Origin of the sequence: Streptomyces sp. NBC_01390, assembly GCF_045040105.1 — a bacterium.
In the GTDB taxonomy this organism is placed as follows: domain Bacteria; phylum Actinomycetota; class Actinomycetes; order Streptomycetales; family Streptomycetaceae; genus Streptomyces.
On record NZ_CP109551.1, the window covers coordinates 5,906,031 to 5,932,825 of the forward strand.

Sequence of the window (26,795 nt, forward strand, 5' to 3'; positions counted from 1 at the left end):
GCAGCCAGGAAAAACCCGGCGGGCCGAGTCCCTCTCGAAGAGACGTCAACGCGCGCGTCAACCGAAGTCACGCAAGCGCGTGCACCAGCCCAGCTGCCGCATGAACGACCACGAGTTCAAGCGATTCACCGACGCCGCCACCCACTGCGAGATGTCCAACGCCGCCTTCCTCGCCTACGCCGTCGACAAGGCCGCCCGCGACCTGAACCGCACCGCCGCCGAGATCGCCACCGAACGAGAAGTCCTCGACGAGCTGTTCGCCGCCCGCCGGCACCTGGGCCGCATCCACGGCCTGTTCAACCAGGTCGCCAAGGCCCTCAACTCCGGTGTGGACGCGCCCCACCTGGAGGCTGGGGTCGAGGCCGTCCGGAGCGCTGCCCGCCGTATGGAGGACGCCGCCGACGCCCTGCTCGCCCACCGCGACGGCGGTGCCCCGGCATGATCCCCAGCATCCACAAGCGCGGCAGCGAGACCATCGGGCTCATCAAATACCTCTACGGCCCCGGCACCGACGAGTTGCACATCGACCCGCACCTGGTGGCAGCCTTCGACCCGCTCACCCCCGACCCCGGCCGCGACCCGAAAGCCACCTACGAGCAGCTTGAGCACCTGCTCGACCAGCCCGTCAACGCCCTGCCCGCCAGCAAGCGCCCCGAGAAGCATGTGTGGCACCTGTCGGTGCGGGCCGCCCCCGAGGATCCGATCCTGTCCGACGAGGACTGGGCGGCCATCGCCCGCCGCATGGTCGCCGCCACCGGCATCGCCCCCGACAGCGACGAGCAAGCCTGCCGGTGGGCAGCCGTCCGCCACGCCGACGACCACATCCACATCATCGCCACCCTCGTCCGCGACGACGGCCGCCGGCCTCGCCGCCACAACGAGGCCCGCCGCGCCCAGGCCGAATGCCGCCGCATCGAAGTCGACTACGGGCTGCGCCGCGTCCCACCCGGGGACGGCACCGCCGCCAAGCCCCCCACCAGCGCCGAACGCCACAAGGCCCAGCGCGAGGGCAGGGAGCAGGCGGCACGCGAGGAACTGCGCGAGACCGTACGGCGGGCAGTAGCGGGAGCCATGAGCGAGGAGGAGTTCTTCGACCGGCTGGCCTCCGCCGGCCTGCTGATCCGCAAGCGCGTCGCGCCCTCCGGCGACCTGCTCGGCTACAAGGTCGCCCTCCCGGACAACCGCAACGGCGAGAAGGAGCCCGTGTTCTACGCCGGTTCCACCCTCTCCCCCGACCTGTCCCTGCCCCGCATCCGGAAACGCTTCTCCGGTGGCAGCGAAGCCTCCAGAGGAAGCGAAGCGCCCTCCCCTCCATCGCCCGGTCCGGCCTCCGCGCGCAGAACTACGGCCACCGCAGCATGGCAAGCGCTGCTGATCATCGACAACGGCGACGACGGCCAGGTGGCCGCGCACATTGCCGCCGCCGGGGAGGTCCTGGACGCGCTCGCCAAGACCTCCGCCGCCCACACCCGTGATCAACTGCGCACGGCAGCCTTCACGTTCGAGCGGGCCACCCGCTCCCATGTCAAGGCCGAACGCGGGCACGACCGAGCCCTGCGCCAGGCCGCCCGCGACCTCGTCTACAGCGGGCCGGCACTCGGCCGCGGGGAAGACGGCGCGACCACCGCGATGGCGATCGACATGCTGTTCTTCCTCGTCACCGCCGCAGCCCACTGGCATGCGAAGAAGGAGCACGCCCAGCAGGCCGTCGCCGCCCGCGAGGCCGCCGAACACCTGCGCACCGCCTACCAAGCCGCCGCCAACGTCCCGTTGAGCGTGCTCTACCAGCGAGGCCAGCGCCTGTCCCAGCCCCTGCGCCAGAAGCACGCCGCCCATCTCCGGGCGGCCGTGCCTGAGCTGGCCGAACAGATCCTGGCCGAGCCGGGCTGGCACGCTCTGGCAGCCACCCTCGCCGATACCGAGAGCGCCGGCCACGACCCGGCCGCATTGCTGACGGAGGCTGCAGGACGGAGGGAGTTGGGCACCGCCGGTTCGATCAGCGACGTGCTGGTGTGGCGGCTACGCGGTCTGGCCGACCTGCCCGCCGACGCCACCACGATGCCCAATGTCATCCCCACTGCGGCCAAGGGCAGCGGGCGCGTAGCCTCGCCCGCCCCGAGCCGAGACGGCCAGCCCCGCAAGACGCGGTGATGCAGCACATACACCGGTGCCCCTCTGCCAAGGAGGCGAATTCAAGGGGTCGTTGCAACACAGTTGATCAACTGGTTGTCGTCAAGAGCTTAGCCAAGCGCTCGGCTGGGGTTTCCCAGTCGAGTGTTTTGCGTGGGCGGCCGTTGAGTTCGGCGGCGACGGTGTCCAGGTGTTCGCGGTCGTGGACGGAGAGGTCGGTGCGCTTGGGGAAGTACTGCCGTAGCAGGCCGTTCGTGTTCTCGTTCGAGCCGCGCTGCCAGGGGCTGGCCGGGTCGCAGAAGTAGACCGGGATGTTCGTGGCCAGGGTGAATGCCCGGTGGCTGGCCATCTCGCTGCCTTGGTCCCAGGTCAGGGAGCGTCGCAAGTGGGCAGGAAGTGTCTTCACGGTCTCGGTCAGGGCATCTCGGGTGCTCGCGGCGGTGTGGTCAACGGGGAGGTGGACCAGCATCACGTAGCGGGTGGAGCGTTCGACGAGTGTGCCGATCGCCGAGCGGTGGTCCTTGCCTATGATCAGGTCACCTTCCCAGTGGCCGGGAACGGCGCGGTCGGCGGCTTCGGCGGGGCGGTCGCTGATCATCACCATGTCTTTGACCGCACGGGGCTGGCGTTTGTTGGACTGGCGGTGAGGGCGGCGGCGGGCGCGTCCGGTCCGCAGAGCCTTGGCGAGTTCGCGGCGGAGTTCGCCCCGGCCTTGGACGTAGAGCGCCTGGTAGACCGTCTCGTGGGTCACGTGCATCTCCGGCCGGTCGGGGAACTGTCGGCGCAGAGCCTGGCAGATCTGTTCCGGGCTCCATCGCCGGGTCAGGCCGTCCTGGACGAAGTCCCGCAGCTCGGGGTTCTGGCCGATCTTCCCGGGCTTGGGACGGGGCCGGCGGGCATCGGCGCGGGACTGGGCCGCGTACGGCCGGTAGTGCCACTGGCCACGGGGGTCGACCGTGCGGTTGCGGCGGATCTCCCGGCTGACCGTCGAGGGACTCCGGTCCAGCTCGGCCGCGATGGCCCGGACGGTTGCCTTCTCCCGTAGCCGGTCGGCTATGTGGATGCGCTCGTCCTCGCGCAGGTACCGCGACGAGGCGGACCGTGGTGTCCGCGGAGCATGCGCGGGCGCCACGGTCCGGTGGGGGCTCGTCCTGCCGTTCCGCCATTCACGGCCGGTCCGCAGGTTGATCCCGACGACCTGGCAGGCTTCCTTGTTCGAGTACCCCAGCTGCATGAGCCGGAAGTATTCCTCCCTCTCCCGGCGCAGCTTCCTGGGCCCCTGAGCCTTGCGAACCTTGCGAACATCGAAGTCCATCCCACCCCATGAGCTGGGGTGTTGCGACGACCACTAGAACTCAAGGGACAGGCAGAGGGGCACCGGTGAGTAAGGGAGGTGGGTGAGCGACCCGGTCCCTGGCCAGCGCCATCACGCCTGCGGCTCCGTCAGGGCGCGGGTCGTCAGCTGCGGCGGACGACGGTGAGCCGGCCCTCGCCGCTCTTGGGCTGTCTGTAAGCACTTGTTTTGGCTCCAGCGCACGGACTTCTTTTGGCTCCACTCACCGGCTGGAGGGGGCGTGTATTGATGTGATTCGCGCCCCTGTAGCAAGGTGATTTGGCCCCACTTCGATCGGGTGGTTCCGCTGGCCGGGACCGGGGGTCGGCGCGGTAGTTTGGAGCCTTGGTCAGACCTCCGCAAACGTGCCCCCGACAGGTGCGTGGAGGCTGCCGACCCGACTCGGCTCAGGTCGCGGACCGCCCAGTGTCCGTGGCGGCTGGACGAGAACGGGCGATGGTCCGGTCGGCACTGGGACTTGGCGGCCGGGCCCAACAAGGCTGCGGCCGGCTTCCCGTGAGGGAGGCCGGCCGCAGTGAGCAGCGCCTGAGCCAGGGTGCGGTGGGTGGCCTCGGGCAAGGTTCCGTCCGTGACGGTGGCGCCGGCCGCAGCCACGATGGCCTGCTGGGTGGCGGCGTGCCAGTCGGGGTGGATCGGCCGGCGTACCAGGCGCGGAACAGGGCGCTGGTCGGGCTGTCGGTCGCGGCCGGCTCGACCTCGTACCGCACGCCATCGATCACGCCGCCGGTCGGCGGCGTGTGCCGGGCGCGGTGCTCGGCGAGAGCGGCATCGACCTGAGCGATGACCTGCCCGCTACGCGCGGAACGCGATGCGCACCGCGCTGTCAACGAGGCGTTCGCTCGGGCATGCACATCGTCACTGTCGAAGACGACGACCTGCGCAAGGATTTTGCAGGCACTGAGACCAGCAACATCCGGCCACTGCGGCGCTGTGAGTGAAACCCGGTCCGGTGATCCGCGGCGGCACCGGGTGAACGAAATCCCACACCCCTCGGATCGACCGCCCCGCCCGGGCCTGAGCCGTAGACCGGGCCGTCTCAGGACGACCCGGAACGGGCCTCACCGCCCGCCGAACGCCGGGATGCCGGCGGTTCGGCGGGCGGCGTCTTCCTTCAGCTGCGGGGACCCGTGTAGATGAAGCCGAGCCTGTCGACATTGGCGCCGGCGGCGCCGTGGAAGCCGCCTATCATCGTGTGGTCAGCGTCACGCGGCAGGCCCACGGTGACGCAGTCCCCGGTCCTGCGGCCGCCGGAGAGGGTACGGCCTCGGTCGGTCGTGAACCGGATGTAGGTGAGCCGTCTGCCGTCACCACCGCTTGCGCACATCTCCACCGAGATCACGCGCTCGCGGTTGTAGAGATTGAGCGTGTGCAAGGTGCCGCCGTTGCCACCGTGGGTGACCTGGGTGCCGTTGCGGAAGCGCAGGCCGACCTGGTCGACACGATCGCCGGTCCGGATGGTGACGTTACTGACGTAGTTGCCGTCCCGAGCCACGGGGGCGTCGGTGAAGTCGTTGCCGCCGTGCCCGCCGAACTCAAAGGGATTACTCCACGGCTGGGCGGCCGCGGGCAGCTCGGAGACCACGAGGACGCCGGGGAGGAGGGCGGCCGCGAGAACAGCGGACAGGCCCAACCGGCGAAGGGGGAAGGCTCGCATGAGTGATCCTTTGCTCGGGAAGCCGACCGGGCAGGGCGACTTCGCAGAGTGACACTGCCGGGTTAAGCGCCGTGTCGTTGTTGCTGGTGAGGCCCATTTGTCACCCCGGTGGCCAGTTTCCTCAACGTAACCAATGGAGAGGTGTGGCCAGTGTCACAGCACCCGGAATTCAACGAGCCGCAGCCAGCGGATCCGGCAGATGCACGTCCCGGTCATGCCGGGTCCTCGCTCTACGGTTCGGGGTCGGGAGCGCGCCAGTCTCGGGGCTTGGCGTCGGTGGTGCGGGGGCGGTCCACGTCGCGGATCCAGCCCAAGGCACTGAGCGCGTTGATGACAGTCTCAGGCCCGTCGAAGCCCGCGTCGGGCGCCTCACGGGCGTCGATCGCCAGGAGGAGATCGGCGAGCGCCTCGTACGGACCGCCGGTGGTGAAGTACGCGTTCCACTCCGTCATCACAGACGTGGCATGCGGGCGGGCACTCAGTTGCCAGGCGACGGGCAGTCCGCCCAGCTCGAACGGGTGGGCCGCGAGGATCCACTCGGCGCCGCGCAGCCCGTCCGGGCTCACGTACAACAGGGTGTGGCGGGCTGTGGGCCACAAGCGTCAGCCGAGGCCGGCCAGGGTGTCGCCGATCCGCTCGGCGAGAACGCCGTCGTCACCGGCGAGGTGACGCGGGGTGACCCAGTACACGGAGTCCGGCAGGTCGGGAAGGGAAGGATCGCTGGAGTGGTGCGGGTGCAGGGGCGCCTCCGTGCGGTCGAGATGGGTTGCTGACCGTCGTTGACCTGAGGTTTCGGAAGATCGTCCACGTTGACATGGCCGTCCGCTAAGCACCAGTAGTTTCCGGATCTTCCCTGTCTGCCGTCGGCTAACTGGCGAATCGTCGAAGGGACCCGCACTCCCTTCCATCGACCGAGGTTTCCCAGCGAAGAGGGGCAGACAGCAATCGAATCCGGCCATCCCAGGGGTCCCCCGACTGGCCTGCCGCTCGTCGCTCTACCCCTCGGCCGCGTAAGGTCAACTCCCGTACTCCTGGCAAGTTTCGGCAAGTTCCTCGTTTCACGGCACCGTCGCGGGCAAGCTCTGGCACAGAGATCGTTACCGGCATCCGAGGAGGACATCATGGCTCTGCGTAAGCTCGGTAAGGACCCGGAGAGTCCCAGTGGCGGCTCCCCCACCATCTACCTCGACGAGGAGAAGGACAGCTACCTCGTGCAGGGGTTGAAGGTGGAGGACATCGAGCGCCTCGGGCAGATGGACATCCCCGGCCATGAGTCGGTGGTGGAGATCCCCCGGCGCATGGTGCAGTTCTTCCTGGAGGTGAAGAAGGCTGATGCGGACCCCGACGTTTGAGGAACTGTTCCGCGACTGCCGGCGGACAGCCGTCCATCTGGAAATGCGCGACGCCTACATGAAGTCGGACCCGGCCTTCGTCGACTGGCAGGCCGGTAAGGCACTCGATCCGGCCGCGCGTTGGGGTGACTGGCTCAGCCTCGTCACGGAGGCGACCTCGCGAGGCGTCGAGGTCCGCCGGGCCCGCATAGTGTCGACTCCCGTCAGCGAGTACATCCGCTTCGAGTACGACGTGACGGACGGACTCAACATCGCCGCCGGCGAAGACGTCCGCTGGCTCTCCCGACGCAACGCCACGGACCTCACGCTTCCGGGCAACGACTTCTGGCTCTTCGACTCCAGCCTCGTCCTCGTCAACCACTTCGACGGCGAAGGCGAGAACATGGAGATGGAACTCACCGAAGACCCGGAGGTCGCAAAGCTCTGCGAGTCGGCCTTCGAGGCCGTGTGGGCGCGGGCGACACCGCACGCAGAGTTCCAGCCGGCCCAGTCGGCCTGACAGCTCGAACAGCACCTTCGCAGCGACATGACATCACCATCTTCGAGCGTTCAGGAAGCCCGCAGGGCCCTGGGGAAACGCCTGAGTGAAATCCGGCTCGAAGCCGGGCTCACCAAGCGGGCGTTGGCCGGCAGTCTCGGCTGGCACGAGTCGAAGTGTTCGCGCTTCGAGAGCGGCACGCGTCCGCCCTCGGAGCGCGATCTCCGTGCGTGGGCCGCCGCTTGCGGCGCACAGAGCGCGGCCGAGGATCTCGTCTCGACGGCCCGTGGCATCGAGGGCATGTATGTCGAGTGGCGCCGGATGGAGCGCACCGGCCTGAAGCAGGCCCAGGAGTCCGTCCTCCCGCTGTGGGAACGCACTCAGCGCTTCCGGATCTACTCGCCGTGGCTGATTCCCGGACCGGTGCAGACGGGCTCGTACATCACCGCACTGCTCACCTCCATTCGCGTCCGTCGCGGCCTCATTGATGACGTGCCGGCGGCCGTCAGGGTGCGTGTGGAGAAGCAGCAGATCGTGTACGGCAACCACACGTTCGCGGTCCTCCTGGAAGAGGGAGCACTCCGAAAGCGCATAGGCAGCACTGAGGTGATGGCCGGTCAACTCGGCTACCTGCTCAGCGTCATGGCGCTTCCCTCGGTGAGCATCGGCATCATCCCTGAGGACGCCGACCGCTCCAGCCTCTGGCCTGTCGAGGGCTTCTTCCTGTACGACGACCACACGGTCCACGTCGAACTCGTCTCGGCCCACCTCGCCGTGACACAGAAGCACGAACTTGCCATGTATGCCCAGACGTTCACGGATCTGGCCGAACTTGCCGTCTACGGCCCAGCAGCACGCGAACTCATCACGGCAGCCATCGAATCCCTGGGGTGAACGCCGGGCAAGTTCCGGCACACTCGTAGAGCCCCTCCCGTCTCCCTTCCTAGCGTTACTGGCACGGCTGGAACACGTGCGCTGAAGGGGCGAAGGTGATCACTGTGGCAAGTAGTGGCAAGGCATCGAGAGCAACCGACAGCGCTGGGACCGAAGTTCTCCCGGTCGACGTCGAGACAATCTCCGAGAGCACCGATGCAGTGCTCGCCATGCAGATGGCCACCTCGACCCGCAAGGACATGGACGGGTGCCTGCCGGAGATCATCGGGCACCTCAACCTTCTCCTCGGTGAGGATCTGGGAGCAGACGAGGACGAGGACGTGCGGGAACTGTTCCGCACGGGGTACCGCCTCCTCGACCTGCAGAACCGTCCGACCGCAGAGACCCCGTCGTTCGGCGCCTTCATCTACCTCCGGGACGCCGCCGACATCACCCGCAGGCTCCTGTGGGTCTATACGCAGCGCCACGGGCTCGGTGCCCCGTGAGTGTCAGGGAGGACCAGATCATCCGGGAGCTGTCCCACTACATCCACGAGCACCCTGACGAGAAGACGGCGCTGATGCCGGTGTGCGACGCCGCCCGCGACCACGCACGGCGCGGGGCCTGCGCCCACAGCCGGCGCTGCCCCCTCGTGACGACGGGCGCGGTCGTCGTCGACGAACGCAATCGCGTCCTGTCCCTACGGTATGAAGGAGCCTTCGCCCTTGCCGAAGCGGAGCCGGAGGCGCAGGACGAATCGCTCAGCGGGGCTGCCCTGCGTCTGTTGGCCAAGGCGGTCGGCATTCGCGAGGTATGGACGGAGCCCGACAGCGAGGGCCCCTTCCTGATCGACGTGACCCGAGCCGGGCAACACGGGTACGGCCCCCGCCTCCGGATCGGCTTCCGCTACCTCTTCCGGGCCCACTCTGGCGCCATCGCTCCGCTGGTGATCGAAGCCAGCGCGGCGGCCTGGATGCCCCTTGGGGAGATCGGTATCCCGTCAGTCCGCGACCGCCTTCACGGCCACCTGGTCGGTGTCCCGTGAGCCCCCGGAACCAGCAACTCGCCTACGCGGCAAGTCTCTTGGCGCTCGGCGGCTCGACCCTCCTGGCGATCTGGAGAGGCTGAATGTACGAGCGCCGCACCACCGACCCGACTCCTGCACCCCCTCCTCCCTTCGGCACCATCGCCGGTCAGAGGCAGCCCAGTGATGTCCGCATAGGCGACTTCGTGTGCCTCGACGGGCTGTACCTGCCGGTCCGCGACATGCGGTCCGCCGGCACCTCGGGACACCGGGTGCTGCTCTTCGACGGGCACTCTCCGTGGGTCATGAGCAAGCAGACGACCATGTATCGGCCCATCGAACTCCTGTGACCCCGGGCCCTTTTGGGCCATCACGAGACCTGTCACCTCAGCCCAGCGAGGAGCTTTGCCATGCGCTTCCGCAAGATCCACGGAGCGGGGAACGACTTCGTCCTGTTATCCGACCCGACGCCGAACGCCGAGACGGACTGGTCGAAGGAGGCCGAACGTCTCTGTGCCAGGCGAACCGGCGTAGGCGCGGACGGCCTTGTCATCAGCAGCCTGATCAGCATCAGCCCGGTCGTTCTCGAAGTCGGCTGTTTCAACGCCGACGGCTCGGTCGCGACGATGTGCGGCAACGCCCTGCGGTGTACTGCCTGGGCCGCGCACCACGACCACGGCTTCCGCGAGATGACTCTCCGCATGGCGGGGGTGACGCACGAGGCGATCGTCAGCGACGACTCCGTGTGGGTCACGGCCGAGGTCGGCGCGATCCATCCCCGCCGCGTGCAGACCGTCATCAACGGCAGGCCGACCTGGTTCGACAGCGCCCACACCGGCACCGAACACGTCGTCGCCGTCGTGAACGACGTGGACGCCATCGACGCGGTACTCGTCGGGCGCCTCGTCCGCCACCACGCAGACCTTGCCCCGCTGGGGACGAACGTCAACTTCGTACAGGCCGCCGGCCACCAGACGCTGAAGATCCGCACCTACGAGCGGGGCGTCGAGGCGGAAACCCTGTCGTGCGGGAGCGGAGCCGTCGCGGCCGTCGTCATCGCCACCCTGCGCGGACTCGTATCGCCGCGCACCGTCACCGTCCACAACCGCGCCGGGGAACCGCTCACGGTCCGGCCACATCCCGACCGGCCGAAGCGGACTCACTGGGTCGGCGGACCGGTCACCAACACCTTCGAAGGGGTCCTCGCATGACTGTGTTCCTCGACTCCAGCTCTGACCTCGCGGTGCGAGAGGCCGCCCAGAACCTTCGCGACTGGCAGCGCGATCGAGCGAGGGTAGGCGTCGCCCTCGTTTACGGGCCGGTATCAGCAGAGGACCGGCTCTACCACTCGAAGTGCCCCGTGGACCAGCGTTCCGTGACCGCCCTGTCCGGGGCCCTGGACGACATCGGTGCCCGCTGGAAAGTGCTGAACCCGTGCGAGCCGGACTTCATTATGGAGTTGGCCGGGTACGACGTGGCCCTCTCGAACCTTCACGGGCCGTACGGCGAGGACGGGAGGCTACAGGGCCTGCTCGACTACCTGCGCGTGCCGTACTGCGGCAGCGGGGTCGCAGCGTCCGCGGTGGCCGCCGACAAGATCCTCTGCAAGCGGGTGATGCTGAGCCTCGGTGTCCCCACACCCGGATGGTGGGTGTGGTCCGGCGGCCCGATGGACTGGAACGGACGGGCCGCGATGGTCAAACCGCCCTTCGGCGGATCCAGTGTCGGCATGAGCCTGGTACACGAACAGGCAGACCTCCCCAGGGCACTGGCGGCCGCTGCCGGTGAAGAAGGCGAAACCGTACTCGTCGAGGACTACCTGACCGGCGTACCCCTGACCGTGGGGCTCCTGGAACTGCCCGGAGGCGCTGTCATCGCACTTCCCCCGCTGGCCGCCGAAGCCACCGAGGCGGAGTTCTACGACGCCGACACGAAGCTCGACATGGATTCCCGGGGCACTGTGACCGTACGGGCTGCCGAGCTGCCATCCGAGGTACTGGCCAAAGTCACCGAACACGCCGCAACGCTGTGGGACGGGCTCGGGCTGCGTGGCTCGGCGCGCGTCGACTTCATCCTCGCCGAGGACGACCAGCCGTACGTGCTGGAGGTCAACACCACGCCGGGCATGTCCCGCGACAGCAACTTCGTGGTGGGCGCCGCGATGGTCGGACTCACGCACACGGATGTCGTAGTGGCCATGCTGCACGAGGCGTTGACCCGCCCGCCCTACGATGTCCCCCTGCCCACTCCCGCGTTCTCCAGCCCCACGCCGACTCGGGAGGCTGCCGTCTCACCGTAGGAGCCCGCCGCTGTGCCGCGCGTCCACGACGTCCCCATGTGCCGACAGCTCATCGCCCCCTCCGAATGGGATCTGCACGGAGGATGGGCACTCGGGGACCGGATGGAATGGTCCAACCGGGCGTGCGGCCTGGCCTCACTGAGAATGATCCTGCTCGCCTACGGGCGCACGGCACCCACGGTGACGGAACTGCTGAAACTCGCGGTCAAGAACGAGGTCCTGACCCCGCGTGGCGCACTCCACGCGGGAATCGCCAGCCTGGCCACCGACCTCGGCGTCCCTGCGACCGCAGAACCCGTACCGGTCGAAGACCTGCTCGCCCGCCTCGACGACGCACCCGTCATCGTGTCCGTCACCGAGCAGCTCCCCGACGACGGCCGTTCCGGAGGCCACCTCGTCATCGTTCGCGGTTGCGAGGACGGTCCCGACCCCACCATCTTCATCCGGGATCCGTCGGCCTGGGGTCAGACGCACGATCGAGTCCCCCTGAGTCGCCTGTTCCCTTCCTACGCCGGCCGCGCGATCACCTTCGCGCCCCTGAACAACGGAGAGTCCTGATGCCCGAGGCAGACGGCGACACGGCCGAGGCCCCAAGCGGCCGAAGGATCGCCGTACTCGGAGAAATGCTGGAGCTGGGCGACGAAGCCGTGGAAGCCCACCGCGAGGTCGGCCGCCTGGCAGCCGAGAACGGCGTCGATCTCATCGTGGCGGTCGGCGACACACTCGCCAAGCAACTCGCCCTCGCGGCGGGCGCGGCAGGCGTGCCGGACATCGCGATGGTCGGCGACAACGGCACCGCCGCCGCCTACCTCGACTCAATCCTCCGCCCCGGCGACGTTGTGCTCGTGAAGGCGTCCCGTGGTGGCCAGCTCTGGCAGATCGCCCAAGCACTCACCGGGCAACCCGTCACCGGCCTATGAGCAGCCGCCGGCTCGCTTGCCCCCAGGGCACGGCCCCACCCTGGCTCGTACTCGGGAGGAACGACCCGGTTCGGGGTTTGCCAGGTCACCCGGGACGGTGCAAAGGCTCCCGAGCTATCGACCGTTGAGTTCGGCGCGGCACACCACGCAATACATGGCCGCATGGCGTCCATGCCGACGCATCAGCCCGACCGCAGCCTGCACACAGCCCCAGTTCCCAGGGCGGGCGCGCCAGCGCGGCCGAAGCGGCGGTCCGCTCGACGGACGTGATCAGCGTCGGCTTCACGGACCGCTGCAGCAGTATCCGCGGACAGGGTCACACCACCCGTGGGCTCGAAACTCGCCAGCCGACTCCGGAGTTCAGTGGGTCGGCCGGACCAGTTCCACGGCGGCCACCTTGTGCCGCCCGTCTCCGGCGTCAAGGGAAGCAGCCTCTAACGCCACCCCTCGGTCCCAAACCCGTACGGATGCTGCAATCTTTCCTGTATCGGCTCCTGAGCGGTGAGAGACTCCTTCCCCGCAGGGAAGGGGGAGACGTCATGAGCTTCGGCTTTCGCGTGGGTGTGCCGGGGATGAGCGTGCGCGTTTCGACGCGAGGGGTACGGACTTCCGTCGGCCCCCGGGCAGCACGGATCAGCATGGGCAGCGGGGGTACCCGGGTCTCGTCCGGTCTGGGCCCGTTCTACGCCTCCAGCTCACTCAGCGGAGGGCGTCGCCGCACCAGCACGAGCCGCACCATGCGTTCCCGAACCGTGGCTCCGTCCGCGGCCCAACTGGACCATGTTCGGCGCCAAGCCGAACGGGCCCAACAAGAAGCTGAACGGGATGCCGCAATCGCCCAGTTGCGGGAGCTGCGGCAGCAGACGACCAGCGTGCACCTGCAGAACTTCCCGCCGGTCCATCCGCCTGCGGTGCCGGGGCCTACCCAACTCGGCCTGCCCTGGGCACTGTCAGAAGCCCAGTCCTTTCACCTCACCGGTCTCGGCGTGTTCGCACGTGCCGAGCGAGCGGCTGCCAAGCGAAAGGCCGAAGAAGACGCACCGGCTTACCTGGCCGCCGAGCAGGCTCGCCTCCGTACCGTCCACGGACAGCTCGCCGCCGAGGCCGATCAGTGGTGGCGGGCCCTCCTGGCCAATGACGAGGAGACCGTCTGCGAAGCGGTCAACTACGCCTTCTCCGACAACCCAGCCGCGGGTTGCGCCGTAGGAGTCGAGGGTGCGGTGCTGTCGGTGGTCATGCGACACCAGGACATCGATTCGCTGCCCGGCCAGACACCTGGCGTCACCCCCAGCGGACGCCCCACCCTCAAGACCCTCACCAAACGAGACCGCACCCTGTGGTGGCTGACCTCCATGGGCTCCAACATCGTCGCCACGCTCAAGGAGGGCTTCGCCACCGCGCCGGCGATCACCGCCATCGACCTGGTCGTGCTGACGCGGCTGCCCGACACGCAACGGCTTGGGTTCGTGGCGTACGGCCGATGGACGCGCCATGCGATCGAATCAGTCCCATGGCGGGAGACGGAAGACGCGCTGCGGTTCCTCGACCTCGGCCAGGACGTCGCCTGCTCGGTCACCACAACGGCTTCCGGAAACCCGTCGGGCACCATCAAACCCCTGGACGCCAGTCGACTGCCCGGCCTGCAGAACCTGCTCGACCACGCTCAGGACGACAGCGCTTCCGGCGACGCCACACTGGCCGGCCTGGACAACGACCTCCGTGCCAACGTCCCGGCCGCCCACGGCGAACCGGCCCTCAACCACTACCAGATCCGGCCCTTCGCACAGTGGAGGAGCGAAGCCGCCCCGCTGCAGCCTCCGCCGGCAGTGGCACCCGTCCCAATCCCGGGCACCCCGCCCGCCACCCTCGTCCCAGGGCAGACACTCACTCTCCCCGAGGAAGCCTGGCACGGACTGCGCATCGCCTTCACCTTCGCCGGTGCCGACGCAGACCTCACCCTGTTCCTCACCGATGGCCAAAGCCGGGTGACCTCCGACGAGGACTTCGTCTTCTACAACCAACCCTCCGGCGCCCAGGGCGCAGCCCGCCTTCTGGGCAAGCAAGCCGAGGGCCAGCACACCGTCGAACGAGCCACCGTGCACCTCGCTGCCCTGCCCGCACAGATCCATCGCATCGCGGTCGCGATCAACATGGACGTCGACACCGGCCTGACCTGCGGAGCACTCACGTACGCATCGCTGTCCATGGACTGTGCCACCGGAGCCGCTTGGACCTTCCAGCCACCCTCCGACCCCAGCATCCGCGCCATGGTCATCGCCGAGCTCTACCGGCACACCACGAACGGCCGGCCCACATGGAAGATGCGAGCGATCGGCCAAGGCTGGGCCGACGGACTCGACGGGCTGGCCCGCGCTCATGGAGTCGACGTGGCGTGACCCGCCATCCAGCCGCTGAACTGGGAAAACAGGAAAACTTTCGGTTACATTTTGGGCGCAGCCCCTCACTGGTTGAAATCTCGTGGTCCCCGCCGGGTCCTCACCTGCTGTCCTTACAGCTTTGGTCGCAGGTGGACTTCGTCGCCAGTACGGCCAGGTCGGCACCCCGCCACCGCGTCGGGTCTGTAGCCGGCCTGGAACCGCGAGCCCGCGTGAGGGAGCCGGCTGGCTACCGTCGCCCGGTCAGCGAACGGACATTCTCCAGCAAGGCGTGGAACAAGAATGGTGGCTCCGTCGTGACCGTTCGGGTCGTCTCCAGATATGTCGCCGCGTTCTTCCCGTCGACGCCCTCACCGGCGCGCACCAGTTCCTGCCTGCGCTCCTCCCAGGTCGGCCAGTGCTGGGCGAGGTGGGTCTCCAGGGTGTCCTCGAACACGGTGTAGCGGCCGGTCGAGTCGTCGGCGGGCTGGGGATCGGGCGTCGTACCCAGGTACCGGAGAAGATTCGCATTTTTGGTCCGGTTGTTCCGTGCCTGGCGCTCGAACTCCTGCTCCTTGTCCTGCCGCTGCTGCGGAATGAGGTGTTGCACCGATGCCCGCTTGCGCTCCTCCATGCCGGCGTCGCCGTCGAACACGACGTAGCAGGGCACGCCCAGGGCGCTGAAGAGTGCGTCAGAGATCATGAGGTTGTCCTTGCCGTGGACCTCGATGACGCTGATGCCCTCCGCGCCCAGGTTGATCCCCGACCGGTCCGCGCAACCGGTGATCACTCCCTCGTCCCCGCGCCCCTCGACCAGCACCACGGCATGGGCGAAGAAGCCCTCCGCCAGCGAGCCGCTCAGCGTGCCCTCGGTCCTGCTCCTGATCACCTTCTTGTCGACGAGCCCGTCCAAGGCCCCGCACAGGTCCTCCTCCGTGGCCTGCCACACTTCGGTGACGGGGTGCCCCTCGCCGGCAGCGCGGCCCAGGCGCCGAATCTGGTGATACCCCTTCGGATCGATGAAGACCGGGTTGTGGGTGGCGTACATGACCTGAGTACGCGCCCGCGGCGAGGTGGCGACCAGCTCGCGGAGCACCTTCGCGAAGGTCCGCGCCTGAGGCGGGTGCTGGAAGAGCTCGGGCTCCTCGATGGCCAGGCACAGCGTCCGCATACCGTCGGCCGAGCGCCTGCGGTCGGCGAGGTACTTCAGCGCCGCGATGATCAGAGCGCGCTGGAAGCCGTGACCTTGCCGGTGCACCGAGGTATGGGCAGCCCCGTCCCGGATGCTCACCTGGAAGGTTGTTCGGGCGGGCCTCGGAGCCTGCACCGTGGGGGTCACGACCACCTCGCGCCCGGTCGTGAACTTGGCGACCTCCGCCGACAGCGCAGCCGACACCTCGTCCAGCACAGGGCCGTACACCTTGCTGTGCACTTCCTGCCGGGCCAGATGAGCGTTCTCCTCGATCTCACCGAGCTGCTCGTTCGCCTGTGAGCGGTCCACTGCGTGGTCGAGGATGCGGCCGAGCGCGGTCGCCTTCTGATCGTCGGCCTCCTCGTACGCCCGCAAATCAGCAGAGACGAACACGAAGTCGATGAGCTGGGCGAGCCTGCTCTGCCCGGCGAAGCCGAAGAAGTGCGTGTCCTCGACCTCGGCCTCGGTGAGACGGTCACGATTGGCCAACTCCCACGTGCGCATCGCCTCCAGGACCTTGTCCTTGGTCCCGGCGGCCGACAGCTCCAGGCTCGTGTCGCTCTCCCTCAACTGGTCATAGGCGCGCCGCAGTTCCATGGCCTTCTCGTTCTTGCGCACCTCCTCGAACGGCCCGTACGCGAGCGCCTTGCCCGTGATCTTGTCCTCACCGTTCTGCCAGGTACGCCAGATACTCACGCTCGCGACACCGTCGGGCGCGTACCGCCCGAGCGTTTGGCGATCGTGATCGGTGAGTCCGTCGAACTCCACCTCCACGGAGATACGGCCGTCCTCGGCCGCCGAGTGGATGTCGTCATCGCTCAGGGCGACACCCTTCTCGCCGTTGAGGAACCAGTCGAGCGCACGCAGCACGGTGGACTTGCCGACCCCGGTCGGCCCGATGAAGGAGGTGATGTCGTCGAAGGACACGTCCACCTTGTGCAGACAACAGAAGTTCTCGATGCGAACGCGTTTGATCTTCACTGTCGTCCTGTGCGCTTGAGGCGGGAGGGGCATATAGGTGCCCACGTGACGATCGTGACGTTAGCAGCGCACCTGACAGCCCATCAGCTGATTTCCTCTGATAGGTGATTCCTCAGAGTCAAGCGCCGTTCCTGCCATGAAGTCCCGCGACGATCATCGATATCCATAAGGAGTACACCGGCTTGGCCTCCTCCCTGCCCCGTCCTCGGCCCAGGCTTCAGCGACACTCGATCGGGACTCCGACACACTCGGCTCAAATCCTCACTACGATCACCGGCCATGGACTGGCTCGGGCGGATCGCGAAGCTCAGACAGTGGACCAGGAGCGGAACGCGCGCCCCGCACAAGCCACTGCTGCTCCTGCACGCCCTCGGCCGGTTCCAGCAGGACGCCGACAGCGAACTCCGCTACAGCACGGTGGAGAAGGACCTGCAGAGTCTGCTGACCGAGTACGGCCCGCCCAACAGAACAACGCCCGCCTACCCGTTCCACCACCTGGTCAGCGACGGAGTGTGGGAAGTGCGCACCGACCACGGGCACGGCAGCCCCGGGACCGGAGTGCGGGTTCTCCGCGAGACGGGCGCCACCGGCCGGCTCGCACCGGAACTCAGAACCGCGCTGCGCGGCGAACCCGAACTGCTGGGACGGATGGCGCGGTTACTGCTCGACCTGCACTTCCCGCCCTCGCTCCACAGCGAGTTGTGCGAAGCCGTCGGCCTGGAACTGGAGACCGCGGAGACCGGGCACCTCGTGCCCGCGCGCAGACAGCGGGACCGGCGCATGCGCGAACTGGTCCTCACCGCCTACGAGTACCGGTGCGCCTTCTGCGGCTACGACGGCAGGATCGGCACGGTCCCGGTCGGACTGGAAGCCGCGCACGTACGATGGTGGGCCTTCGGAGGACCCGCCGACGTCGACAACGGGCTGTGCCTCTGCTCGCTGCACCACAAGCTCTTCGACAAGGGCGTCCTCGGAGTCGACGACGGCCACCGCATACTCGTCTCCCAGCACTTCGTCGGCCACAGCCCCGCCGCCCGCCAGCACGTCGTCGCACTCGCGGGCCGTCCCCTCATCGGCCCGCAGCCAGGCGCACACCCTGTCGCAGCCGATCACCGCGCTTGGCACACCAGCCAGGTCTTCCACGGCACTCCACGCCCCGCCACTGCGGCCTGACGGATCCACGGCCGCACAAGCACCTCCTGACCCCGGCCTACTTCATAGTCTTCGCGTTCCCTGACGACGGACATCTCCTCGCCACCCACGTCTCCTGAAGTCGGCCAGCCCTACCTGTGACGCTCAGCCGGACCACTTCAGGGCGTCCCAGTGGACCGTCCGTCCGCACCAGCGGCTGAGGAGTACCTGGTCGTGGCCGACGGCGAGCAGGCCGGCGCCGGTTGTGGTGCGGTATTCCTCGACGGCCGCGACGAGCGCGGCGCTGGTGGAGGCGTCGAGCATGGCGGTCATCTCGTCGCAGATCAGCCAGCGGGGGCGCAGGGCGAGCGCTCGGGCCAGGCAGGCGCGTTGGAGCTGGCCGTCGCTGACTTCGTGGGGGCGTCGGGTCAGCAGGCCGGGTGTCAAGCCCACGGTGGGGGCGAGTTCTGCGACCCGGTCGGGCGCTTCGTCCCGGCGGCCGTTCGCCCGGAGTGGCTCGGCGATGAGGTCGGTGAGTGGCAGTCGGGGGTCGGCGGAGAGTCTGGGCTGTTGGAAGACGACACCGAAGGCAGTGCGTTGGGCGCGGGCGGCTCGGTGGCGCCAGCGGCGTACGGGCTCGCCGTCGAGGAGCAGGGTTCCGGAGTCGGGACGGTGGAGTAGGGCCGCGACGCGGGCGAGGGTGGATTTGCCGCAGCCGCTGGGGCCGAGGAGTCCGACCGCCTCGCCGGGCTCGACCGTGAGGGAGACGTCCCGGACGACGGGGGCGTGTCGGCCGTATCCGGCGGTGATGGCGCGCAGTTCAAGCACGGATGTCCTCCGGCACGTACGGGTGGTGGCAGGCGACCATGTCCGTCAGCTGCGGTAGGGCGGCACAGGCCGCGGTAGCCAGGTGGCAGCGGGCGGTGAAGGCGCAGCCGTCGGGAAGGTCGCCGAGTTCGGGGGGCATGCCGGGGATGGGGGTGAAGGCGCGGTCAGGCAGGGCTTGCAGGAGGCCGCGGCTGTAGGGGTGGCGAGGACCGGGGGTGCCGAAGAACGTGGCCGCGTCGGTGAGTTCGACGATGCGGCCCGCGTACATGACCGCCACCCGGTCGGCGATGCGCTCGGCTGCCGCCAGGTCATGGGTGATGACCAGGAGAGCCCGGTCGGCGGTGTCCACGTGGCGGCGCAGTTCGTCGACCGTGTGGTCCACGAGGTCGCGGTCGAGTCCGGTGGTCGGTTCGTCGGCGAGGAGCAGGGGCGCGTCGCCGACAAGGGCCAGGGCTGTGGCGGCGCGTTGGGCCAGACCTCCGGAGAGTTCGTGCGGGTGTCGGTCGAGGTGGTCCGCGGGAAACGCCGCCCGTTCGGCTGCCGCCTCGGCGGCGATACGGACGGCAGCACGTCCCCGCGCCCCGGTCAGTGCGGCGACCGTCTCCTCGAGTTGGGAGCGGATGGTGCGGACGGGGGTCAGGTGCGCGGTCGAACTCTGCGGTATGAGGCCGATACGGCGGCCCCGGACCGTGCGGGCCAGGGTGCGCTCGTCGGCAGCGAGCAGGTCGAGGTCTCCGAGGTGGGCCTCACCGGCGGCCTGGGCGTTGGCGGGGAGCAGGCCGAGGAGGGCCGAGACGAGGACGGACTTGCCGCAGCCGCTCTCGCCGATCAGGGCCAGGCACTCCCCCGCCGCCACCTCGAAGTGCGCGTCGGTGACGGCGGCGATGCGGCGCCCGCCGGGCATGAGGAAGCGCACCGACAGTCCGCGGACGGACAGGACAACGGCCTTCACAGCATCAGCTCCGATCGGCGGCGGGGGTTGATCCGCTCCCGCCAGGCCCCGGCGAGACCGGCGATCGCGAGGGTCGGAACGATGAGGAGGAGTCCCGGGAAGAGTGTCGGCCACCACTGCCCGGCGAGCAGCGAACCGCGGGCGTTCTGGATGAGGTTGCCGAGGCTGGCCAGGTGGGCGGGCAGGCCGAGCCCGAGGAAGGACAGGGCGGACTCGTGCCACATGGCGTGCGGCACCATCAGTACGGCGGCCAGCGCGGCCTGGGGCAGCACTGCGGGCAGCAGATGTCGTATCGTCACCCGCCACCTCGACGCGCCACCGGAGACGGCAGCGTCGATGTACGGGCGGGAGCGCAGGGACAGCACCTCGGCTCGGACGATCCGGGCGGTCGACAGCCAGTGGGTGAGCCCGACCGAGACCACCACGGGCCAGACGCCGGGGCGGAACATGGCGACGATGAAGATGCCCAGCAGCAGATGCGGGACGGAGGAGAAGGTGTCCACCAGCCGCATGATGCCCCGGTCGGCCCAGCCGCCCAGCGCTCCGGCCGTGGCGCCGACGGCCGTCCCTATCACCGTCGCCGTCAGCGCCGCCACGACACCGACGAACAGGGAGACGCGCAGGCCGTAGACGCAGCGCAGCAGCAGGTCGCGGCCGACGTCGTCGGTGCCGAACGGGTGGGCCCAGGAGGGTGGTTGGAGTTTCGCGGCCAGGTCGACGGCCTGTTGGTCGAGTTGGACCAGCGGCGGGACGAGCAGGACCGCGAGGACCATCACCGCGACCAGGGTGACGGAGGTGCGCACCCGGACGGTACGGGTGGAGCGGCGGCGGGTGCCGTACGACCGCCACTTCGGCTCAACTGCGGCTTCAGCCATGGGAGTCACATTTCACTGAGCTTCACCCTCGGGTCGAAGAGTCCGTAGAGCAGGTCGGCGAGCAGGTTGCCGGCCAGGACGGCGACGGTGGCCAGGGTGGTGAGGGCCGCCAGGAGCGGGAAGTCGACGGCGGTGGCCGCCTCCACCGTGGCCGCCGCGATGCCGGGCCAGCTGAAGACGCTCTCCACCAGCAGGGCGCCGGTGATGAGTTCGGGCACGCGGGAGCCGATCAGGGTGAGGACCGGGAGCAGGCCGGCGCGCAGGGCGTGGCCGAGCAGGACGGTGTGTTCGCTCAGGCCGCGGGCGCGGGCGCCGCGTACCGGGTCCTCGGCCAGAGCGTCGGCGACACCCTGGCGGACATACAGGGTGAACCAGGGGAGTTGGGAGACGGCGAGGACTCCGGCGGGCAGTACGAGGTGACTTGCCACCTGGCTGGCGGTGACGTGTTCGCTGGCGGTGTCGGTCAGGCCGCCTGCCGGGAGGAGGTCCAGGCGGAGGGCGAACAGCCAGATGGCGAGCAGGGCGGTCCAGAACACCGGCGCGGCCGAGAGGGTGTAGGCGAGCGAAGTGACCATACGGTCGAGCCATCCACCCTGTCGGCGGGCGGCCAGTACCCCGAGCACCGTGCCCGTCAGCACAGCCGCCACGAACGCGACCGTGCACAACAGTGTGGACCAGACGAGGCGTTCGCCGAGCACCTCGGCGACCGGCTGGCGCATCACGCTGGACTGGCCGAGGTCGCCGGTAAGGGCTGAGGTCAGCCAGTGCCACCAGCGTTCGGCGAAGGGCTGGTCCACGCCGAGGTTGGCCCGCAGCCGGTCCAGGGTGGCCTGGTCGGCGCCGAGTGCGGCGGTTCCGGCGTACGCGCGTACCGGGTCGAAGGGAGAGGCGGCAGCAATGGCGAACATGCCGAAGGTGACGACGAGCAGGACCGGGGCGGCGAACAGGGTCCGCCGCCCGGCCAGCCGGGCCATGGGCCCCCAGGGCAGTGGGCTCACTGCTTGGGCTGCCAGTCCTCAAGGTTCCACCACGGGCCGCTGGCGAATCCGTGCTCGTGCGGCTCCAGTTGGGTGGTCAGGCCGGTCCAGCGGTCGGCGAGTACGTAGACGTGGTCGATATGCGTGAGGAACGTGTAGCCGGGGTCCTTCACCAACTCCCGCTGGATCGTGTCGTACGCCGCCCTGCGTGTCGCTTCGTCCTGGCTGCGGCGGCCGGTGTCGAGCGCCTTGTCGACGACCGGGTTGTCGTAGCGGCCCATGTTGTTGAAGCCGTCCCCGGCGAGGGAGGAGTGCAGGAGGGTGTAGAGGGCGAAGTCGGGGTCGCCGGTGCTGCCACCGCCGGCCAGGACCGCGTCGTCCTTCATCCGCGGTTCGATGACCTCCCAGGTGGCGCTCTCCACCTTCACCTCGATGCCGGCCTTCTTGGCGTCGGAGGCGTAGGCCAGGGCGTGGTCCTGGCGGACCTTGTCACCGGAGGGGTAGAGGAGGGTGAAGGCGGCTCGTTGGCCGTTCTTGGCGCGGACTCCGTCCGCGTCGGCCTTCCAGCCCGCCCGGTCCAGGATCTGCTTGGCCTTGGCCAGGTCCTGAGAGCGTTCGATGCCCTTCGTGAACCACGGGTCGTCGACCGGCAGTGGCCCGTACGCCGGGCGGCCGGCACCGTCGAGGATCTTGTCCGCCATGGCCTCGCGGTCCACGGCGGCGTCCAGTGCCTGGCGGATCGCAGGGTCACCGGTGACCCTGTTCGTGGTGGGGAGGGTGACGGTGCGGAAGTCGTAGGACTTGGCGTCGTACGTCTTCTTGCCACTGTCGTTCTTGAAGGCGGCGGCGAGGTTGGGCGGGAGGATCGCGCCGTCCAGGTCTCCGGAGCGCAGCCGGGTGGCGCGTACGTCGTCGTCCTCGATGATCGCCATGGTGACCGTCTTCACCTTCGGCGCGCCGCCCCAGTAGTGGGGGTTGGCCTTGAAGGTGAGCTTCTCGCCCTTGCTCCAGGCGGACAGGACGTAGGGGCCGGTGCCGATCGGCTCTGTGTTGAAGGAGCCGGTGTTGGGATCCTGCTTCCCGGCTATGTGTTCGGGGACGATGGGCAGGACCGTGCGGCCGGCGAAGGGCGCGTAGGGGTACTTGAGGGTGAAAGTGACCTTGTCGCCGCCATCCGCCTTCACTTCCTTGATGGCATCGAGTTCGCTGCGGGAGGTGTTGTTGGTCTTCTCGTTCAGGACGGTCTCGTAGGTGAAGACCACGTCGGCGGCGGTGAGCGGCTCGCCGTCGCTGAACTCGGCCCCGGCTCGCAGGGTGTAGGTGTAGGTCAGGCCGTCGTCGCCGACCTCGGGCAGCGCCGTCGCCAGCGCGGGTGTGAGCTTCAGGTCGGCGTCCCGGGCGAGGAGACCGTCGAAGAGCTTGGAGTTGCCGTCCTTGCCGTAGCCGAGCAGAGGGCTGAGAGTGTCCGGCTCCGAGGCCACCCCGATCACCACTGAGTCGGCGGATGCGCCGCCGCCGGAACCACCACCGGGAGCCGCGCACGCGGAGACCCCGCCGGCCATCGCCGCAGCGACGGCGGCGCCTCGTATCCAACGGGTCGTCATGCATCCACCCTTTATTGCAGACAAAATGTTTTTGCATACTAGTTGCAATTAGAGATGGCCTGCGACGGTCATGCATTAGTCCACGCCCCACCCCTCCCCTCGGCGGAAGGGCTCCCGCAAGGCACGTCCTTGCGGGAGCCCTTCGTCATCTGTCTGGGCGGCACAGTCCGCCGGTGGAGGGTCTCGCGACTGACGCCCGTGTGACCGCACTCACATGACACCCGGGGAACTCACGCCGATGCCACTCCGACTCCATTTGCGTCCATCGAGCAGGTCAACGACTGCACGGGGGAGTGCGCCCCACTGGTCTGTCCCGTCGTGGATCTGATGACGGACGCCGTTCGGCGTCAGGGAGTAGGGGCGGTTTCGTGATCGCCGCGAGCGGACTGCGCTGGGTCCTGAGCCTGATGTTCGCCGTGCCCGTGCTGTACGGGGTGTGGCGGATAGCTCTGCCCGGCACGCGAATGACCGAGCGGGTGGATCACGCGCTGCACGCGTCGATGGGGGTGCTGATGATCGCGATGGCCTGGCCGTGGGGGATGGACGTACCGTCCGCTCCTCAGGTGGTGCTGTTCTCGGCGGGCGCGCTGTGGTTCGTGATGACGGCCCTGTTCCGGGCCGGTGACCGTTCCTGGGGCAAGGCTGAACTCGCTGCTCTGCCGCACGTGGTGATGATGGGGGCGATGGCCTGGATGGTGGCGGCCATGCCGTCCTCCGGCGGCGTGTCCGGCCATTCGACGGGGGGCGGTATGCACGACATGGCGGGAATGGACATGTCGGCTGGTTCCGGTGTGGCCACCATGAGCCTGACGGGGACCGGGCCGCGGATGACGGCAGCGCTGCTCGCGGTGGCCCTGGGGGCACTTGGGCTGGCCTGGCTGACCCGTGCTCTCGACCGGGCGCGGGAAGGAGACAGCAGCGAGGGCCTGGAGGGGACCGATGCCGTCGCCGGGCAGGCAAGGGCAAACCTGGGCGGGGCCCTGGCCCCGGCGTGTCATGCCGGGATGGCCCTGGGGATGGCGGTCATGTTCGTCCTGCTCGTGTGATGTCGCTTGCCGACGGCAGGTGGAGCCGGAGCGGACCCGTCCCGGCGACGCCCCCCGCCCGCCGTCCCGTCCGCCCCGCGCTCTCGTCCGCTCGACGGAACCGCCGCGTTGGCCGTCTCCCCGGAATACCAGGGCCCGGTAGGCCCGCCTGGCGAACCCCCGCTGTCTGGTTTTCGTCGGCTGCGTGCGGGGAGGAACCGGTGGGACCCGCCCGTGGCCGGAACACGGCGGGCGGGAGCAGGCGGCATCCAGGCAGGGGTGAGGGTCGGTGTCCGAGGCACTCGGGACATACAGAGGTGGTGTGGACGGGGCCTGGCCCTGAGAGCACCCCGTGAACCGAGCGGGGAGAATACGGGCAGCACGAAGGCGTCTGGGTGAGGCGTGGTCCCTGTCCGTCCTGACCACAATGGTGCTCGCCAGTGGCTACGCCTGGCTGGGGTCCCTCGCCGGGGGCATGCCGGGGGCACTGCTCGGAGCGCTCGCGGGACTCTCGACGAGCGCCCTGCTCCATGTGCTCGTCGACCGAGCGGTGTCGGGCCCGGGTGGCCATCGCACCGGCCCCAGACAGCCCGGCCGCTCCCGACGGAACAGGCGCTGAAGCGGCGAGTCCTGGCCCGTCGGCCGCCGGGACGGGGTCCGGTCCGGGGCCGACGAGCGGGACCTGTCCGTCAGGCCGCGACCGCTTCGGCCACCTCGTAACCCGCTTCCACGATCGCCGCACGCAGCAGCCCGTCGTCCAGGTCTGTGCCGCCGACGGAGACCGAACCCGCTGTGACGTCGACGTCCACCTCGTTCACCCTGGGTACCCGGGAGACCTCCTCCGTGATGCTTGCCGCGCAGTGCTCACAGCTCATGCCCGTGACGAGGTACTGCTTCCGTGCCATGGCGCAACTCCTGGGGTTGGGTGGGTCGTTGGCGCACCTCGCAGCGAGGTCCACCGATAGGTGGGTTTCATTCGGTGCTGTTCCCCCGCTGATTCGGTGCGGTCGGAACGGACGTGCCGGTCAGCCGCCGGAGGCGGGCCCGGCCGTCGGTGAGGCGGGGGTACGGCGGCGGGCGGCGCCGACGGTGAGGTCGACGGCCAGGAACACCGCGAGGGGTATGCCGAACAGCGGAACGACCCAGCCGACGGCGGCCACCACGATGCCGACCGCTACGGTCCAGGACGGCAGCCCACGCCAGGCGCTGCGGGCGGGCGGGACGCCGAGGCGAGTCCGGCGGTCGGCCCTCGTGGGGCGGCGCTGCCACCACATGCGGTAGCCCCACACGATCACGAAGATCAGGCCGACGGCCAGGGCGGCGAGCACGATCTGGTTGACGATGCCGAACAACAGACCCATGTGGGCCTGAATGCCCCACGTGGTCAGCTTGGACAGGACTGGCCAGTCGGCGAAGTCCACCCGGTCGACCACCTTGTCGGTGGCGGGGTCGACCGCGACGCTGTCGCGTCCCACGGGCCAGAGGTTGCGGGACTGCGACACGGTCCACGCGGTGGCGCCGTCCTCCGGCACGCTGATCGCTACGGGGCCGGTCAGACCGTCCTCGCGGGCCGCTTCCAGGACTCCGTCGACGGCACTCGGGTCGGCGGCCTTCGTGGCGCCGGAGCCGGTGTCCGAGGTGGCCGAGTCGGCCAGGGAGGTGGACACGTAGGGAGTGCTGGACCTCAGTGAGTCCAGGGCCTTGCTGAAGTTCTCGCCCGCATAGGTGGACCAGGTCAGACCGGTCGCGGAGAGGAACAACAGGCCGACCGCTATCCACACGCCGGTCGCGGCGTGCCAACTGCGGGTGCGCCGTACGCCCTTCTTCGCGGCCCGGTCGGGAAGCAGCAGGTGCCGGGCGGTCCGGCTACCGCTCCGGCGGCGCCACCACAGGACCAGTCCGCCGAGGACGAGCACCCACAGCCAGCTGGCGGCGAGCTCCGAGTACAGGTTGCCGACCGCTCCCAGGTGGAGATCGCGGTGCAGGACGTCCAGCCAGGTCGTGAGCGGCGTCGCGGTCCACCAGGTGGTCAACTGCCCTGTGGCGTCACCCGTGTACGGGTTGACGTAGACGGTGTGGCTCTTCTCGCCGAGCTCGGGGAGGGCGAAGTCCACCTGGGTGGTGTCCTCGCCGCTTCCCGGGCGCACGGCGGTCAGCGTCCCCTCCGGATGCTCTGCCCGGGCGGCGGCCACCTGCTCCGACAGGGGCAGAACGCTGTCACCCGTGCGGGAGACGTGGAGTTCCTTGTCGTAGACGAAGGAGTCCAGTTGCGGCGTGAACGCGTAGAGCAGACCCGTCACGGCCGCGACGAGCAGGAAGGGGGCCACCAGGACGCCGGCGTAGAAGTGCAGCCTGGCCAGCAGCGCGCCGAAGCCTCCCTGCCGACGGGCCGGCACTGCGTTCGTGGCAGTCGTGGCCTCCGCGGCCGTCGTCGTCGCGGTGGCTGTGCCTGTGGCGCCGGGTTTCTCCTGGGCCGGCCCGGCTGGACCGGGCAGGTCGGGGGAGTCGGAGTTGACGGACATCAGTCCCACCTCGTGCTGTGTCGGCGGTGCACGGGGCACCGGGATCCGTGCAGGACAACCGACGCCCGGCCGATGAGCCACCGCGGCATCGCTCCACCGGCCCTATTCAGCCGCTGTCCTGAAACAGTCGGATGGAAAGGCTCCCCAGTTCCCACGCTCCCCCATGAATTCGTCGGCACGACCGTTGGGACGGCGCGCCTCGCCCAAGTCCGCACAGGGGGCGACGTGTTGGGCCAGCCGACGCGCCCC

At 69.1% G+C, this 26,795-nt stretch carries 27 protein-coding genes; 16 read left to right on the forward strand and 11 right to left on the reverse strand.

Annotated features, from left to right (window positions below):
• The first annotated feature begins 100 nt into the window (after window positions 1–100).
• Window positions 101–442 carry a plasmid mobilization relaxosome protein MobC gene (locus OG241_RS26660; RefSeq protein ID WP_405818581.1) on the forward strand — a complete coding sequence of 114 codons (342 nt, stop codon included), beginning with the start codon at window positions 101–103 and terminating at the stop codon, window positions 440–442.
• Complete coding sequence (locus OG241_RS26665) at window positions 439–2,151, forward strand: relaxase/mobilization nuclease domain-containing protein (protein WP_405818583.1); 1,713 nt, start codon at window positions 439–441, stop codon at window positions 2,149–2,151. The genes OG241_RS26660 and OG241_RS26665 overlap by 4 nt, the downstream gene beginning before the upstream one ends.
• Before the next feature lie 67 nt (window positions 2,152–2,218).
• Here OG241_RS26665 and OG241_RS26670 read toward each other — a convergent pair whose 3' ends face one another.
• The 3 genes from OG241_RS26670 to OG241_RS26680 form a co-directional block, all read right to left on the reverse strand.
• Window positions 2,219–3,445, reverse strand: a complete 1,227-nt coding sequence (locus OG241_RS26670) for an IS30 family transposase (RefSeq protein ID WP_405818584.1) — start codon at window positions 3,443–3,445, stop codon at window positions 2,219–2,221.
• Window positions 3,446–4,595: 1,150 nt separating this feature from the next.
• Entirely contained in the window at window positions 4,596–5,138 is a 543-nt protein-coding gene (locus OG241_RS26675) for a jacalin-like lectin (protein WP_405818586.1), read from the reverse strand.
• A gap of 230 nt (window positions 5,139–5,368) precedes the next feature.
• The gene (locus OG241_RS26680) at window positions 5,369–5,704 is read right to left on the reverse strand and encodes a DUF317 domain-containing protein (protein WP_405818588.1); all 336 of its coding nucleotides are present in this window, start codon (window positions 5,702–5,704) and stop codon (window positions 5,369–5,371) included.
• A gap of 555 nt (window positions 5,705–6,259) precedes the next feature.
• On the opposite strand from OG241_RS26680, the gene OG241_RS26685 reads away from it, so the two are divergent.
• The 11 genes from OG241_RS26685 (at window position 6,260) to OG241_RS26735 (ending at window position 14,480) form a co-directional block, all read left to right on the forward strand.
• On the forward strand, window positions 6,260–6,490 hold the full coding sequence (locus OG241_RS26685) for a hypothetical protein (protein WP_356536542.1): 231 nt from the start codon (window positions 6,260–6,262) through the stop codon (window positions 6,488–6,490).
• Window positions 6,468–6,989, forward strand: a complete 522-nt coding sequence (locus tag OG241_RS26690; protein ID WP_405826435.1) for a DUF6879 family protein — start codon at window positions 6,468–6,470, stop codon at window positions 6,987–6,989. Before OG241_RS26685 ends, OG241_RS26690 begins: the two co-directional genes overlap by 23 nt.
• Before the next feature lie 27 nt (window positions 6,990–7,016).
• Window positions 7,017–7,862, forward strand: a complete 846-nt coding sequence (locus OG241_RS26695) for a helix-turn-helix domain-containing protein (protein ID WP_405818590.1) — start codon at window positions 7,017–7,019, stop codon at window positions 7,860–7,862.
• A gap of 209 nt (window positions 7,863–8,071) precedes the next feature.
• A complete protein-coding gene (locus OG241_RS26700; RefSeq protein WP_405818592.1) occupies window positions 8,072–8,347 on the forward strand; it encodes a hypothetical protein in 276 nt (91 codons plus the stop codon).
• Window positions 8,344–8,886 carry an NUDIX hydrolase gene (locus OG241_RS26705; RefSeq protein WP_405818594.1) on the forward strand — a complete coding sequence of 181 codons (543 nt, stop codon included), beginning with the start codon at window positions 8,344–8,346 and terminating at the stop codon, window positions 8,884–8,886. Before OG241_RS26700 ends, OG241_RS26705 begins: the two co-directional genes overlap by 4 nt.
• Window positions 8,887–8,969: 83 nt before the next feature.
• Window positions 8,970–9,215, forward strand: a complete 246-nt coding sequence (locus OG241_RS26710) for a hypothetical protein (RefSeq protein ID WP_405818596.1) — start codon at window positions 8,970–8,972, stop codon at window positions 9,213–9,215.
• Between the two features lie 60 nt (window positions 9,216–9,275).
• On the forward strand, window positions 9,276–10,076 hold the full coding sequence (gene dapF / locus OG241_RS26715; RefSeq protein ID WP_405818598.1) for a diaminopimelate epimerase: 801 nt from the start codon (window positions 9,276–9,278) through the stop codon (window positions 10,074–10,076).
• Complete coding sequence (locus OG241_RS26720) at window positions 10,073–11,164, forward strand: ATP-grasp domain-containing protein (protein ID WP_405818599.1); 1,092 nt, start codon at window positions 10,073–10,075, stop codon at window positions 11,162–11,164. Before dapF ends, OG241_RS26720 begins: the two co-directional genes overlap by 4 nt.
• A gap of 12 nt (window positions 11,165–11,176) precedes the next feature.
• On the forward strand, window positions 11,177–11,722 hold the full coding sequence (locus tag OG241_RS26725) for a C39 family peptidase (protein WP_405818601.1): 546 nt from the start codon (window positions 11,177–11,179) through the stop codon (window positions 11,720–11,722).
• Window positions 11,722–12,084 carry a glutamate ligase domain-containing protein gene (locus tag OG241_RS26730; protein WP_405818603.1) on the forward strand — a complete coding sequence of 121 codons (363 nt, stop codon included), beginning with the start codon at window positions 11,722–11,724 and terminating at the stop codon, window positions 12,082–12,084. Before OG241_RS26725 ends, OG241_RS26730 begins: the two co-directional genes overlap by 1 nt.
• 737 nt (window positions 12,085–12,821) lie before the next feature.
• Complete coding sequence (locus OG241_RS26735; RefSeq protein ID WP_405818605.1) at window positions 12,822–14,480, forward strand: TerD family protein; 1,659 nt, start codon at window positions 12,822–12,824, stop codon at window positions 14,478–14,480.
• Window positions 14,481–14,709: 229 nt separating this feature from the next.
• Here the strand turns inward: OG241_RS26735 and OG241_RS26740 are convergent, their stop codons facing one another.
• Entirely contained in the window at window positions 14,710–16,632 is a 1,923-nt protein-coding gene (locus OG241_RS26740; protein ID WP_405818607.1) for an AAA family ATPase, read from the reverse strand.
• 279 nt (window positions 16,633–16,911) lie between these two features.
• Between OG241_RS26740 and OG241_RS26745 the strand changes: the two genes are divergently transcribed.
• Entirely contained in the window at window positions 16,912–17,805 is an 894-nt protein-coding gene (locus OG241_RS26745) for a phosphorothioated DNA-binding restriction endonuclease (RefSeq protein ID WP_405818609.1), read from the forward strand.
• A gap of 123 nt (window positions 17,806–17,928) precedes the next feature.
• Here OG241_RS26745 and OG241_RS26750 read toward each other — a convergent pair whose 3' ends face one another.
• Genes OG241_RS26750 through OG241_RS26770 form a run of 5 tightly spaced genes read right to left on the reverse strand, consistent with a single transcriptional unit; the run spans window position 17,929 to window position 22,999 of the window.
• Window positions 17,929–18,591 carry an ABC transporter ATP-binding protein gene (locus tag OG241_RS26750; protein ID WP_405818611.1) on the reverse strand — a complete coding sequence of 221 codons (663 nt, stop codon included), beginning with the start codon at window positions 18,589–18,591 and terminating at the stop codon, window positions 17,929–17,931.
• On the reverse strand, window positions 18,584–19,495 hold the full coding sequence (locus OG241_RS26755) for an ABC transporter ATP-binding protein (protein ID WP_405826437.1): 912 nt from the start codon (window positions 19,493–19,495) through the stop codon (window positions 18,584–18,586). Before OG241_RS26755 ends, OG241_RS26750 begins: the two co-directional genes overlap by 8 nt.
• 44 nt (window positions 19,496–19,539) lie before the next feature.
• Window positions 19,540–20,418 (reverse strand): ABC transporter permease, encoded by an 879-nt coding sequence (locus OG241_RS26760; RefSeq protein WP_405818613.1) that lies wholly within the window; start codon window positions 20,416–20,418, stop codon window positions 19,540–19,542.
• A gap of 5 nt (window positions 20,419–20,423) precedes the next feature.
• Window positions 20,424–21,392, reverse strand: a complete 969-nt coding sequence (locus OG241_RS26765; protein WP_405826439.1) for an ABC transporter permease — start codon at window positions 21,390–21,392, stop codon at window positions 20,424–20,426.
• A 20-nt stretch (window positions 21,393–21,412) separates the two neighbouring features.
• The gene (locus OG241_RS26770; RefSeq protein WP_405818615.1) at window positions 21,413–22,999 is read right to left on the reverse strand and encodes an ABC transporter substrate-binding protein; all 1,587 of its coding nucleotides are present in this window, start codon (window positions 22,997–22,999) and stop codon (window positions 21,413–21,415) included.
• Between the two features lie 368 nt (window positions 23,000–23,367).
• Here OG241_RS26770 and OG241_RS26775 point away from each other — a divergent pair, with 368 nt between their 5' ends.
• Together OG241_RS26775 and OG241_RS26780 are read left to right on the forward strand one after the other, a co-directional pair.
• Entirely contained in the window at window positions 23,368–24,045 is a 678-nt protein-coding gene (locus tag OG241_RS26775; RefSeq protein ID WP_405818617.1) for a DUF5134 domain-containing protein, read from the forward strand.
• Between the two features lie 406 nt (window positions 24,046–24,451).
• On the forward strand, window positions 24,452–24,643 hold the full coding sequence (locus OG241_RS26780) for a hypothetical protein (protein WP_405818619.1): 192 nt from the start codon (window positions 24,452–24,454) through the stop codon (window positions 24,641–24,643).
• A 70-nt stretch (window positions 24,644–24,713) separates the two neighbouring features.
• Here OG241_RS26780 and OG241_RS26785 read toward each other — a convergent pair whose 3' ends face one another.
• Both OG241_RS26785 and OG241_RS26790 read right to left on the reverse strand, forming a co-directional pair.
• Entirely contained in the window at window positions 24,714–24,929 is a 216-nt protein-coding gene (locus tag OG241_RS26785) for a heavy-metal-associated domain-containing protein (RefSeq protein WP_405818621.1), read from the reverse strand.
• A 120-nt stretch (window positions 24,930–25,049) separates the two neighbouring features.
• Window positions 25,050–26,546, reverse strand: a complete 1,497-nt coding sequence (locus tag OG241_RS26790; RefSeq protein WP_405818622.1) for a PepSY-associated TM helix domain-containing protein — start codon at window positions 26,544–26,546, stop codon at window positions 25,050–25,052.
• Window positions 26,547–26,795 lie beyond the last annotated feature (249 nt).

Bases quoted from the DNA above. Each gene is read 5' to 3' on its own strand.
- OG241_RS26770 (WP_405818615.1), bottom strand. From the start codon at position 22,999: ATGACGACCCGTTGGATACGAGGCGCCGCCGTCGCTGCGGCGATGGCC.
- OG241_RS26785 (WP_405818621.1), bottom strand. From the start codon at position 24,929: ATGGCACGGAAGCAGTACCTCGTCACGGGCATGAGCTGTGAGCACTGC.
- OG241_RS26665 (WP_405818583.1), top strand. From the start codon at position 439: ATGATCCCCAGCATCCACAAGCGCGGCAGCGAGACCATCGGGCTCATC.
- OG241_RS26720 (WP_405818599.1), top strand. From the start codon at position 10,073: ATGACTGTGTTCCTCGACTCCAGCTCTGACCTCGCGGTGCGAGAGGCC.
- OG241_RS26760 (WP_405818613.1), bottom strand. From the start codon at position 20,418: ATGGCTGAAGCCGCAGTTGAGCCGAAGTGGCGGTCGTACGGCACCCGC.
- OG241_RS26700 (WP_405818592.1), top strand. From the start codon at position 8,072: ATGCAGATGGCCACCTCGACCCGCAAGGACATGGACGGGTGCCTGCCG.
- OG241_RS26745 (WP_405818609.1), top strand. From the start codon at position 16,912: ATGGACTGGCTCGGGCGGATCGCGAAGCTCAGACAGTGGACCAGGAGC.
- dapF (WP_405818598.1), top strand. From the start codon at position 9,276: ATGCGCTTCCGCAAGATCCACGGAGCGGGGAACGACTTCGTCCTGTTA.
- OG241_RS26710 (WP_405818596.1), top strand. From the start codon at position 8,970: ATGTACGAGCGCCGCACCACCGACCCGACTCCTGCACCCCCTCCTCCC.
- OG241_RS26780 (WP_405818619.1), top strand. From the start codon at position 24,452: ATGGTGCTCGCCAGTGGCTACGCCTGGCTGGGGTCCCTCGCCGGGGGC.
- OG241_RS26755 (WP_405826437.1), bottom strand. From the start codon at position 19,495: ATGCCCGGCGGGCGCCGCATCGCCGCCGTCACCGACGCGCACTTCGAG.
- OG241_RS26685 (WP_356536542.1), top strand. From the start codon at position 6,260: ATGGCTCTGCGTAAGCTCGGTAAGGACCCGGAGAGTCCCAGTGGCGGC.
- OG241_RS26790 (WP_405818622.1), bottom strand. From the start codon at position 26,546: ATGTCCGTCAACTCCGACTCCCCCGACCTGCCCGGTCCAGCCGGGCCG.
- OG241_RS26670 (WP_405818584.1), bottom strand. From the start codon at position 3,445: ATGGACTTCGATGTTCGCAAGGTTCGCAAGGCTCAGGGGCCCAGGAAG.
- OG241_RS26765 (WP_405826439.1), bottom strand. From the start codon at position 21,392: ATGGCCCGGCTGGCCGGGCGGCGGACCCTGTTCGCCGCCCCGGTCCTG.
- OG241_RS26695 (WP_405818590.1), top strand. From the start codon at position 7,017: ATGACATCACCATCTTCGAGCGTTCAGGAAGCCCGCAGGGCCCTGGGG.
- OG241_RS26735 (WP_405818605.1), top strand. From the start codon at position 12,822: ATGCGTTCCCGAACCGTGGCTCCGTCCGCGGCCCAACTGGACCATGTT.
- OG241_RS26675 (WP_405818586.1), bottom strand. From the start codon at position 5,138: ATGCGAGCCTTCCCCCTTCGCCGGTTGGGCCTGTCCGCTGTTCTCGCG.
- OG241_RS26730 (WP_405818603.1), top strand. From the start codon at position 11,722: ATGCCCGAGGCAGACGGCGACACGGCCGAGGCCCCAAGCGGCCGAAGG.
- OG241_RS26660 (WP_405818581.1), top strand. From the start codon at position 101: ATGAACGACCACGAGTTCAAGCGATTCACCGACGCCGCCACCCACTGC.